The following is an 11,315-nucleotide window of genomic DNA, read 5'->3' as shown; positions in this document are numbered from 1 at the left end:
ACAGCCAGTCCACCATATTGTAATTGTGCGGGGCTCTTAATTTTTTCAACATTGCTGCTAGATTTTCCAGCATCCGCATCACCATGAATTTGAATGTTAGGTAATACGGCGCTATTATCTATATGACCCAAAGATTGAACTAAATCGTCGAGAATAACAGATTCAGTCGTTCCCCAGGTTGCTTCAGTATCCTTTAAGGATTTAAACAATTTACTAGCTGGAATATCCTCTAATGGTGTTAAAATACTCAAAATTTCTTGGGCAGTCGATTCATGGGCAATAATAATGTTAAATTCGCTTCTACCCTCTGGATCCCTTTGTAGTAAATCTAAAATGCTATTCATTCCTTCTTTAGCCATCTCTTCACCGATGATTATAATTTGCGCATGGGAATAATAGGGTTTCCTTGGCGTCAAAGTGGTTAATTTTCGCATGGCGTCAAATAAGGATTTTCCCTTAGCATGGTAGGTAAAAACAGGGACTTGGAAACTAGAGGCTTTGTTTGAGGCTACCTGACTAGGGTTAACAATTTGCACGGAAATTTCAACAAGCTCCTCCGATTTATCGACCCCAAAGGCCGTAACGATAGCCAATTCGTTTAACTCTCGTTTACTCCAACATCCACCTAACAAAAGAATAATGAAAAGCAATAGTATGAATGACAGTGTGTGCTTGATGATCGGCACCTCCTCAAGGAAAAGGGCAAAGATAGTCCAACATTATTAAGGATAAGCAAATAACAGCCAAAATAATCAAAAAGTGATATTGAGGTAACTCTTTTTGTAAACTGTTATTAGGATAAGCAGAGCATGTCCGCTTGTCTGGCTAGTAAACGTGCATACACTTGGGATGAGGCTTATTTTTTAGTAAAAAACTTTAAGTTGGCCCTTTTAAGGGTTGTTGTTAATAATAGATGGGCCACTGCATTCACAGTGACCCTAGTAACGAATCTAGGAGGTGTAAGGCTAATTAGCTTTACACTACTATAGTATACTAAATTTATATATTGAAATAGTTAATTGCCTGGGAAATAGAAAGAAAATTAAGAATAATATAAAAATAAATTAACTATACTTATTTTTTAACAATATGCATGTAATGGATGGTTTCAAAAGCTGATAAGTAATCCGTCCGATTCTGGAAATAAAGCTGTTGAATAGCAGGAGGGGTAAGATGTTCGTATATGAGTAAACCCAATGGATCTAACATCTTCTCCATGTCCTTATAAGTAAAACACGATTTCATCGGCTCGCCACCTGCAGCAGCCATCTTCACCATGTTGTCCACTCTATTAAAAAGGCCATTTTCCTGAAAGAGAGTTTCATCGGCATAATCCAACACAATGGAACTGCCTGATGGAACAAGAGCAAATAAGTGAGTGAGTAAACTTGCTAATTCTTCTTTCGTTAAATAATAGGAGACACCTAACAGACTAAAAAACGTCTTTTTATACTGAAACCCTTGCTCAAAGAGGGGTTGAGATTGGAATTGTTTAGTAAAATCCATTGAAACAAAATGAAGATGCTTCATTGGTGGAAGTGATGCTTCTTGTAATCGTTTCTTCTTAAAAGCCTGGGTTGTAGGATGATCAACCTCAAAAATTTCTACAACTGTTTCTAACTGAGGATGACGATAAGGAAAAGTATCCAAGCCAGCGCCTAAAATGACATATTGCTCGATACCAAGCCGGATTTCATGATGCAAGACATTTTCGTTGTATGCTGCACGTGCCAAGGGAGTAGGAGCGAGTTGAATTTGCGTTATCCATTTTACTAAATTTTTTACATTGTCTTTAGTTGGTATAGCCATGTCCTTGTTAAAGAAGTCGATGCCTTGTATCAGGTAATCTTGAATACTTTGAAACTCTTCAGGTGAGATTAACTCTTTTGCTACATAATCATCAAAAATTTTCGGTGTATCCATTTGACTATGATAAGCTCTACTAAAGGCAGCTATTAATGAAGTGATACTAGATTGCTGTTTATTCATATTAACACTCCTCAAAAAAATAGGATTCCCCTGGCCAGGAGAATCCTATTATACAAAACAATATTTTAAATGTAAATTTTAGCATAAAATAATTTTTTTGTCAAGTTTTCAGTACTTTGATTATACGAGAGGGGAAGATAGATCATACTATAAAATTAAATAAAAAATTTTAAAAATAAATGTAACTTTTTTAACTAACAGCCGTCTAACTTATTAGTAGAATACAAAAAAACTAAAGTAAACGAGTAATATTCACTTTTCACAAAAGGGCCAGGATCACATTTTCGTGATTTCCTGGTCTTTTTGTGTAGGGAGACCCATTTTATTAAAAAAATATGAAACCTTTAGGCTGTTCATTCGTATTATAATGTGAATCAAAAGCTAAGCAAAAATTTAGTTAGATTCACTTTCACTTAAAAGGCTAGGACTTACAGCATGTTGTAGGGTCTAGTCTTTTTTGTATCATTGTTCAGATTTTGTTCAGAACAATATGTTAGTCTATTCAAGAAGATTTTCATAGTCTTTACCTAAACGCAAAATGACCAGCACTCTGTGAAGAGTGACTGGTCATTTTGTTTAATGATGATTAACTAGTTCAGCAAAGAATGGCATGTTTGTTTCAAAATTAGTAACGCTCTGTAAATCTTCTGCCTGTTTTACTAATTGAACGACAAGGTTATTAAAAGGTGTGGCAACACCCAGCTTTTCGCCCAGCTCCGATACTACTCCATTAATATAATTTATTTCCGTTTTACGTTTTTTCTCTAAATCCTGTAGCATACTTGCTTTAAGTAGTTTAGAGGATGCCATCAATTGTTGGAAGGCTTTGACACGTTCAGGGATATCATGAGCCTTTTTCACTTCTAATGAAGCTATATCGAAGCCATTCATTTTGGCAAATTGTACTCCAGCAGCATGCCCCACTTTTATCGTTTCATCCGCAATATGCACGGCGCTAATACTACTCGTCTCATGATCAAGAACGCCACCAAAATTCGTATTGAGCGCGGCAGAAAGACCACTAAAAGCATTGTTAATTAATAGTTTAGACCACTTTGTGCCAACTAAATTGTCTGAGATGTGTGTGCCACCTACAAGATTTAAAATTGTTTGTATTTGTCTAATTCTTTCTGTTGTTTCTCCATTTAATTCACCAATTTGAAATGCATATTGTTTGAAGTGGTTATATTCTGTTGTCAAACTAGATATGCCCGGTTGAATGAATGTAGCACCAAACTCAACTGATCCAGCAATCACACGATTTCGCCCTACAATTGCAGCGACTTTTTCTTCTGGAATCCCATTTTGTAAAGAAAGAACGACACTTGTTTCATTTAAAAATGGTAGTAAGCCTTGTAAAACCGAGTCATTATACAATTGTTTTGTTAACAGTAAAACTAAATCATAAGTTCCTGACATATTTTTAGGCGTAATGGCTTTTACTTTCACTTGAAAGTCAGTAGTTCCTGTTATTTTTGCCCCTGATTGATTCAATTCGTCTACATGTTCTTGATAAACATCAATTAATTCGACATCTTGTCCACCGGCAGCAATATATGCACCAGCGATTGTTCCTAAAGATCCTGCTCCTAAAACGGCGATTCTCATCTAAATGCCTCCTTGGTTTATTTAATTATTCAATTAAGCTTAGCTATTTGTATTTTGTCACGTTGTTTCTCTAATAGCTTCATCTGCATAGTTCCATACGGCGTCATTGCTTGATTAGATAATGTATGGATTAGTGTTCTTTCTATTTTTCAGTTAAATAATCGTAGACAACAGTAGGTGATGCCAACGATAGTTCTGTAACAATATGGGAAGCTGATACAACTTCTAACACTGGTAGATCAGCCATTGGGGCAAGTGCATGGGCAAAAAGTTCAAGTCTCGCTGGACCTGACCATGCTCCCAGTATTTTAATATCCGTAATTTCACTTCTCACTAGCTCACAAATTCTTGGTCGTCCATCATAACCAGGCATCTTTTTCAACATATAATTGGGTTTGATAATTTCTTTCAGTGCCTCTTGATGATCCAGTGGGAAATGTTTATATCCCATTGTTGCATTAGCCACTCTTAATGAACCATAATCTAAGAGACCAACTAATGTATCAGAATCTACAAATAAACTAGGCTTACCTAATTTTTTAGGATACGCAGCAATTTCTCTACCAGAGGCAATGGCGGGGAGACTATCAACATACATTGCATGTAAATAATCACCTTCTTCACCATCCATGCTAACAGGGATGACCTGACCACACTCTGTATAAGAACCTAGCCCTGTAACATCTGGCATTTTCATGATTTCAAATTTGACAAAGGGCTCCTTCACTTCCAATGGTTCTGGAACAATTTTCTTAAGTTTTTCCATATCTGTTTTATAGACGATATTTAAATATTCACGGTTATAAAAGCGATAAGGTCCAATGGGATAAGCACCTGCATCCAACGGTGTTGTGAATTGTCTCATTACTTCATCTTTTCTCATGAAAAACCACCATTCTTTCAACTTTGTCTTCTTACAATAACTACTTTAATGCGGATTTTACATTGCGTCTAATACATAATAAGATATAAATATATTTATTTAGATAAATGAATTAGGGGGCTTAAGCGAAATGGAACTTTTACAATTGAAGTATTTTCAAACAGTAGCAAATACAGAGCATATTTCGAAGGCGGCTCAACAGTTAAATATTGCACAGCCATCCTTAAGTTTGACTATAAAACGTCTGGAGGATGAACTAGGCACAAAATTATTTCATAGAAAAGGAAGAAATATTGAATTAAGTGCTGCAGGACAGATTATGCTCAAGCATGTTAATAAGGTATTTATCGAACTAGAAAATGCAAAAATGGATATTCAATCACTTGATGAAATCAATGCTCGTACAGTTAAAATAGCCATATCAAATACCCGATTTCTCGTTGGACTAATTAGTCAATATATTAATGATTTTCCTCATGCCAAAATTCAACAGGGAATTGAGACAAGGGATGATATACGTATAAATTTAAAGAAAGGGGATATTGATCTGGGCATAGCTGGCCCTCCAATCATTGATGAAGAAATTGAAACCTGTGTGCTTGTGGCAGAGGATGTAGTACTTGTGTTGCCTTCTAATCACCCATTGGCTGGTCAATCAGAGGTTTCTCTAGCTAAGTTTGCAAATGAATCCTTTATTTCCTTAGCCAACAATGCAGAATATAGCCGTTTTACAACGTCACTTTGTGAAAGAGCGGGATTTATGCCTATCAAAAACTATGAAGTAGATTCAACCCTCCTGGCAGAAATTATCCAGCTGGAACAGGGTGTAGCCTTGTTGCCCATATCGGTTTGTAGAAAGTTCAATTTACATTATGTAAAAATAGCTAATATGCATCCAACGTATACAGTAGGTCTGTCCTGGGTAAAAAATTCCATCTCGTCAGCTGCCGTTCAACAGTTACGGGACTTTATTATTACTTACTTTAAAGAAAATAATGAGCACTACAAAATTTAATACCTTTGAAACGGGTTCCTGAAATGCTCGAAAAAACATAAAAATTCCCTAAAATTTTGTTGGAAAATATTTTAACTTGTTCATTGCCTCAACTTAGCGTAGTATTATAACGAATCAAAACTAAGTAAGTTAGTAAGATTCACTTTCACAATAAAACCAGGCGTTCTTCTTAGAAGAGCACCTGGTTTTTTGTTAGTTGCACAATAAGCGACCTGGGATTATATTCTATTATTTAGCAGGCAAATACCCGCGGAGCAAGGCTGAATACCCGCGGAGCAAGGCTGAATACCCGCGGAGCAAGGTGAAATACCCGCGGAGCAAGGCTGAATACCCGCGAAGCAAGGTTGAATACCCGCGAAGCAAGGCGAAATACCCGCGGAGCAAGGCTGAATACCCGCGGAGTAAGGTGAAATACCCGCGAAGCAGGATGAATACCCGAGGAGCAAGATGGAATATCCGCTATCGGCGTTATTCAGTAATACACAAAATCAGCTACAATAAGCAGATTTCTTCTAAGATTAATCGGAAAATCTATGTACGTATAGAAGTTAAAGAAAAAACTTGTTGCAAATATTAATTTTTTATTTTAATCTTTTAATATTGTGTCAAAAAAATAATATTTTTTCTTCTTATCAAGAGAGATGGAGGGACTGGCCCGATGAAATCTCGGCAGCGGAACTTAGTCATTAAGTTACTGTGCCAAATCCAGCAAGAAATGACTTGATAGATAAGAGGTGTATTTTCAATATAAGGCCTCTTCTTGTTCATTCAAGATGAGGCCTTTTTTTATGGAAAAAGGCTGATTTTAATTTTTTTGGAGGTAAAACAGTGAAGAAAGAGAATCCATGGGCGCTGATCCCATTTGTTGTTTTTATGATATTATTTATTGGTTCTGGGGTTATTACAGGTGATTTTTATGCCTTTCCTGTCATTGTTGCTATCACCATTGCAGGTGCTGTGGCTCTAGCCATGAATCGAAAAGAATCGTTTACGAAAAAAGTTGATATTTTTTGTCAAGGTGCAGGGAATTTAAATGTCATGATGATGGTTATTATTTTTCTCTTGGCTGGGGCCTTTTCAGAGGTTGCAAAAGGTATGGGGGCAGTAGATTCCACTGTTAACTTTGCTTTATCGGTCGTTCCGCAAAACTTACTGGTTGTGGGCTTGTTCATCATTGCCTGTTTTATTTCCCTCTCAATGGGTACATCCGTGGGAACGATTGTTGCATTAGCTCCAATAGGCGTTGGAATAAGTGATCTTACAGACCTTTCTATTGCTTTAGTGATGGCGGCTGTTGTTGGTGGCTCAATGTTTGGTGATAATTTATCCTTTATTTCAGATACAACCATTACTGCCGTACGTTCACAAGGCGCACAAATGAAGGATAAGTTTAAGGTTAATTTTTGGATTGTATTGCCAGCAGCGATTGTAACGAGCATTATTTTAGCAATCATTTCAATGGGTGAAACAGCACAAGTGGCGCATGTAAGCTATAATTGGGTTAAAATTGTACCATATGTTTTAGTGATCATTTTAGCGTTATCTGGGATGAATGTTTTCCTTGTGCTGGCACTAGGGATTGTCCTTGCAGGTGCTGTTGGCTTAGTAGATGGTAGCTATCACTTGATGAGCCTTCTGCAAACGATTGGAGAAGGCATGTCCGGTATGTATGAAATCGCCTTTCTTGCCATATTAATAGCTGGAATGGTAGAGGTTATTAAGTTTAACGGAGGCATTGACTTTTTGCTGCACCTTGCGACAAGTAGAATTAAATCGAAAAAGGGTGCTGAATTCGGCATTGCTAGCCTTGTGGGTTTAACGAATTTATCTACTGCTAATAATACAATTGCGATATTAATTGCTGGGCCACTTGCTAAAAATATTGCTGAACAATATGACATTGAGCCAAGAAAATCCGCAAGTATATTAGATATTTTCTCCTGTACAGTCCAAGGGCTTCTGCCGTATGGGGCTCAATTCCTTGCTGCCGCAAGCGTGGCCAAAATATCACCAGTAAGTATGCTGCAATACTCGATCTATCCCATTCTTATTGGTATTTGCGGAATGATAGCTATTTCTATCGGATACCCTTCAAAAAAGAAAGCCTAAAGCTCAAATAAGACCAGCAAAGCAAAATTTTAGCTTAGCTGGTCTTTTTCATCTCTTAAAGTAATGGTTTAGATTTAGAAGGATTACTTTCTTGCCTGTATTAGTGTAAACCAGTTGTTTCCGTTTAATGTTCCAGAAACGTTGTATACTGGCTGATAGAAACCTTTTGTGTCATACATATACGTTAGCTCGATTAATTCAATTTCAAGCTGATCGTCTTTTTTTAGAACCAGCTCTTCTTCTGTAACGAGTGCATTATACTTTATTTGAGGAAATTCTCCATTCTTTATTTGCTCATATACTTCAGCAGGGGACAAGATATCTACTTCCCGTGTAAATTGATTTCTTTGAACATTATAGGCTAATGAATATGCACGTCCATCTTGTGTAAGATCAAGAACTACATCCCCATACCAATAGTCGACATTTAAATCGGGACGATCTGGAAGATTCCATTCAAATTCCCCGTTTTCCAGTACAGAAAACTCTGCTTCTTGAGGGAGGATAGAAAGTTCGTCCATCAATGCCTTCGCCTTATCAATCAAGTGTTCCTGACCAGTCGATGTCGCTTGCTGCGAATAATTATTCGCTGTTAACGACCAATTCCCCATTGAACTTATAAATAATGTATATTGCATACCTGCTTTGTCTTGCAATAAAATTTCTCGGTCGTCTTTATAATTCTTTGCACTCAACTCCGATAACCCTAATTTATCTTGCAACAATGTTTCAACTTCTTCATTATAAATAATTTTTTTATAAACGGGCGCAACAGTAGGGTTTGAGTCTAATTGCAATGAAGTAGATACATGAACACCTGACATATTGGATTTTGTATAAGCGTTTATTGGCAGATGTCCAAATTCTTGTTGAGCATATACCAATGACATCCCAATAAAAATCAATCCCATGATAAGAGGGATAGCCAAAGTTCCAACAAGACTTTTTATTTTTACTTTTTTGTGATGAACAATAGAAGCCCCTAGTCTGTATAATTGGTATCCGATAACCCCACCAAGTGAGTTGTTGAATAAGTCATCAAGCTCGAAAATCCCTGCTCCTGTAAGTGTTTGGTATGTTTCAATTGAAAGTGTAGCACATACGACTACAAGGAAAAGCCTCTTAAAAGCTTTAAATTTAGAGAAAAGTAAGGGTAAGAAAATCCCAAGCGGCACAAACATTAATATATTAAAAATACAATTTTGAAGATCACGTAACGAGTATTTTTTCCAGGCATCGATATAACCACTGAATGGTTGAAGATTCATCTCTAGGAAATGAGAAGAACCACGTCCAATAATCGTTAGCTCACATACAAATACGATATACCCAATGAAGAGTGCGCCAAGCATCATTTTAGTAATACTTAGTTTTTTTCGTTCGGATGGTTGTTTTTTATAATAAACGAAATAATAGAGGGCAATAAGCAAAAACTCAATGCCAATAATAATGATGACGGGCAACATTAAAATTCGAATATTAATAATAATTTCTGTTACTCCCAAGATAAAACGCTCCCAACTAATTGATTCTGTTCATGGTCCACACACATAAAACATGTGTTGACTGTCGACCTTCATTATTGTAAATGGCAATTATTAATAATTATTGAGAATATTTATGAAGATTTCTTAAGATTTTTTCATCATATATGGGGAGGGGAGAGGGGTAATCTTGAACACCTATTTTATAGAAACGTCAAATGAGTGTTTTTATTTTAATAGTGACATTTATATTAATAAAGGTTTAATGAAATCATAGTATTCAAATAATATTTTCCTAGGCCATTATGTATATTTATCAATGATTTATAAGGCTTCAGTTGTAGTGTCTTGTCAGTCCATATAATCAAAAAGAGTATAAACAATTGTCAGAAAATATCAATATACCCTATAATAAAATAAAAACTGAGATAAGAGGTGAACTTATGGGGAAACCAGTAGATTACAATCTATTTCCGGGTTATCAAAAAACACATAATTCCAGACTTGATGAACTAAAAGAAGAATTTATCGAGGAACAAGAAAAAGCAAAAATAGATGGACATATATTAGAGTTTGAAAAAACTTCATCTGAAGAATTGTCTCAATAAGCATCTTTAAAAGAGATGCTTTTTTCTTTGCTTCAACAGGTGAAGAAATAATTTAGGGTCACCGGGCTTTAAAGTGACCCTAAGTAACAAATGGGGAGGCTGTGACGGTCAACTAGCGTCACAACCAAATAAGTGCGTGCGATACACTCCCTATTAATTTGTGTAAAAAAAGGCTACTTATACAAAAAAATGTCCCTTTTATGTTGTGAATTTTTAGTAAATCACTTTAATTAGACAAGATCAAAGGTTTTAACCAAATTGGTTTCCAAGACCAAATTTAAAAAAATTTACGTTTGGACTAGACAAATATAATTTTTTGTTATATAGTTAAGTTAATAAAATCGTGCGTAAACAAACAATGAATTCACATATTACAAAGAGTATTCGTTTTTTGATTAATACTTTTTGTAGTATGTGTTTTTTTTAAAGTATTATGATTTTATTTAATAAGTTTAAAATGGAGGTCATTGATTATGACACAAGGTACAGTAAAATGGTTTAATGCAGAAAAAGGTTTTGGCTTCATCGAAGTAGAAGGCGGACAAGACGTATTCGCTCACTTCTCAGCAATCCAAGGTGAAGGTTTCAAATCACTTGAAGAAGGCCAAAAAGTTGAATTCACAGTAGAAGAAGGCCAACGCGGACCTCAAGCTGCTAACATCGTAAAACTTTAATTCTTAAATGAATGAAGAAAGAAAACCACTTGTTATAGAGTGGTTTTCTTTTTTATTTCAGAGAAATTTGTTCAGAAATTGTTTAGTAAGATGTGTTAAATTTTAAATGTCATCGTAATTCAAGCCCGTTGCCTTAATTGGCAATGGGTTTTCTTATTTTATTTATATATATAGCTTTCATTTTTTAGCATAATTACATGAAGAACCAGATAAACTAAAAAGAAAATTGAGCAAAGGGGGATCGTTTGGATGGACGAGGCAGCTTGGCAAATAATTGCTAAACTAAAACAGGAAACTTACGAAGTAGATGATGTTAAATTTAAAATGACTTCTACTGAAGAAGGAGATGTGACGGTTATTTACTTTTCTTCTTTAGTGGAAAAGATGACCATTCAAACGATGGTTTATATCCCTTTAGCCAATAATATTAAACAAATACATCAAATTTCTGAATATGTGGATTCAAAGAAAATTAGTGAAGCTGTCAAAAAATTAAATGCGGGGCAAACGCTTTTATATTTTCATGAAACGAACGGATTGGTAAGTGTTGATACTTATAGTGCACCGACCAGGGCAATTGCTAACACAGAAACAGAATCAACTGTTATTGGCCCACAGGATGCCTTTACTGAATCGTTAGAAACGAATATTTCTTTACTGCGTAGGCGCATTCAAAGCCCTATGCTAAAAAATGAAAACCGTATCATTGGTTCCGAGGCAAATATAAAAATTTCTATTATGTATATGGAAAACATAGTCAATGAGAAAAATTTAGAGAATTTAAGAAATCGAATCGATCAAATTGATTATCCTTTAATTACTGATGTCTCAGTCTTGAAACAACTAATTGAAGACAATCCTTTTTCACCATTTCCACAATATTACATGACCGTAAGACCCGATAGTGTTTGTCGCTATTTAATTGACGGCAGAATTATTGTTTTT

At 35.6% G+C, this 11,315-nt stretch carries 10 protein-coding genes and 1 riboswitch; of the genes, 5 read left to right on the top strand and 5 right to left on the bottom strand.

Annotated features, from left to right (window positions below; genetic code table 11):
• From RT445_RS13955 to RT445_RS13940, 4 genes are all read right to left on the bottom strand, one after another.
• On the bottom strand, window positions 1-686 hold a 686-nt coding region (locus RT445_RS13955; RefSeq protein ID WP_313470732.1), incomplete at its 3' end, for a Ger(x)C family spore germination protein.
• Window positions 687-1,074: 388 nt separating this feature from the next.
• A complete protein-coding gene (locus RT445_RS13950; RefSeq protein WP_313470730.1) occupies window positions 1,075-1,989 on the bottom strand; it encodes a class I SAM-dependent methyltransferase in 915 nt (304 codons plus the stop codon).
• Window positions 1,990-2,565: 576 nt separating this feature from the next.
• Entirely contained in the window at window positions 2,566-3,597 is a 1,032-nt protein-coding gene (locus RT445_RS13945) for a ketopantoate reductase family protein (RefSeq protein ID WP_313470728.1), read from the bottom strand.
• Between the two features lie 142 nt (window positions 3,598-3,739).
• The gene (locus tag RT445_RS13940; RefSeq protein WP_274793344.1) at window positions 3,740-4,480 is read right to left on the bottom strand and encodes an acetoacetate decarboxylase; all 741 of its coding nucleotides are present in this window, start codon (window positions 4,478-4,480) and stop codon (window positions 3,740-3,742) included.
• Between the two features lie 130 nt (window positions 4,481-4,610).
• Here RT445_RS13940 and RT445_RS13935 point away from each other — a divergent pair, with 130 nt between their 5' ends.
• Both RT445_RS13935 and RT445_RS13930 read left to right on the top strand, forming a co-directional pair.
• A complete protein-coding gene (locus RT445_RS13935; protein ID WP_274793343.1) occupies window positions 4,611-5,495 on the top strand; it encodes a LysR family transcriptional regulator in 885 nt (294 codons plus the stop codon).
• Between the two features lie 626 nt (window positions 5,496-6,121).
• Window positions 6,122-6,229: riboswitch (SAM riboswitch) on the top strand.
• Between the two features lie 139 nt (window positions 6,230-6,368).
• Window positions 6,369-7,604, top strand: a complete 1,236-nt coding sequence (locus RT445_RS13930; protein ID WP_313470737.1) for a Na+/H+ antiporter NhaC family protein — start codon at window positions 6,369-6,371, stop codon at window positions 7,602-7,604.
• Between the two features lie 83 nt (window positions 7,605-7,687).
• Here RT445_RS13930 and RT445_RS13925 read toward each other — a convergent pair whose 3' ends face one another.
• Window positions 7,688-9,109 (bottom strand): VanZ family protein, encoded by a 1,422-nt coding sequence (locus RT445_RS13925; RefSeq protein WP_274793342.1) that lies wholly within the window; start codon window positions 9,107-9,109, stop codon window positions 7,688-7,690.
• Between the two features lie 422 nt (window positions 9,110-9,531).
• Between RT445_RS13925 and RT445_RS13920 the strand changes: the two genes are divergently transcribed.
• The 3 genes from RT445_RS13920 to RT445_RS13910 form a co-directional block, all read left to right on the top strand.
• Window positions 9,532-9,696 carry a hypothetical protein gene (locus RT445_RS13920; protein WP_274793341.1) on the top strand — a complete coding sequence of 55 codons (165 nt, stop codon included), beginning with the start codon at window positions 9,532-9,534 and terminating at the stop codon, window positions 9,694-9,696.
• 473 nt (window positions 9,697-10,169) lie between these two features.
• Window positions 10,170-10,370 carry a cold-shock protein gene (locus RT445_RS13915; protein WP_004225195.1) on the top strand — a complete coding sequence of 67 codons (201 nt, stop codon included), beginning with the start codon at window positions 10,170-10,172 and terminating at the stop codon, window positions 10,368-10,370.
• A 249-nt stretch (window positions 10,371-10,619) separates the two neighbouring features.
• A partial coding sequence (locus RT445_RS13910; RefSeq protein ID WP_313470727.1) for a spore germination protein occupies window positions 10,620-11,315 on the top strand: 696 nt, incomplete at its 3' end.

It is taken from the genome of Lysinibacillus sp. (assembly GCF_032093475.1).
In the GTDB taxonomy this organism is placed as follows: domain Bacteria; phylum Bacillota; class Bacilli; order Bacillales_A; family Planococcaceae; genus Lysinibacillus; species Lysinibacillus irui.
This window is presented reverse-complemented; position numbering and strand designations above follow the sequence as displayed.

Bases quoted from the DNA above. Each gene is read 5' to 3' on its own strand.
- RT445_RS13935 (WP_274793343.1), top strand. From the start codon at position 4,611: ATGGAACTTTTACAATTGAAGTATTTTCAAACAGTAGCAAATACAGAG.
- RT445_RS13915 (WP_004225195.1), top strand. From the start codon at position 10,170: ATGACACAAGGTACAGTAAAATGGTTTAATGCAGAAAAAGGTTTTGGC.
- RT445_RS13940 (WP_274793344.1), bottom strand. From the start codon at position 4,480: ATGAGAAAAGATGAAGTAATGAGACAATTCACAACACCGTTGGATGCA.
- RT445_RS13945 (WP_313470728.1), bottom strand. From the start codon at position 3,597: ATGAGAATCGCCGTTTTAGGAGCAGGATCTTTAGGAACAATCGCTGGT.
- RT445_RS13930 (WP_313470737.1), top strand. From the start codon at position 6,369: ATGATATTATTTATTGGTTCTGGGGTTATTACAGGTGATTTTTATGCC.
- RT445_RS13920 (WP_274793341.1), top strand. From the start codon at position 9,532: ATGGGGAAACCAGTAGATTACAATCTATTTCCGGGTTATCAAAAAACA.
- RT445_RS13950 (WP_313470730.1), bottom strand. From the start codon at position 1,989: ATGAATAAACAGCAATCTAGTATCACTTCATTAATAGCTGCCTTTAGT.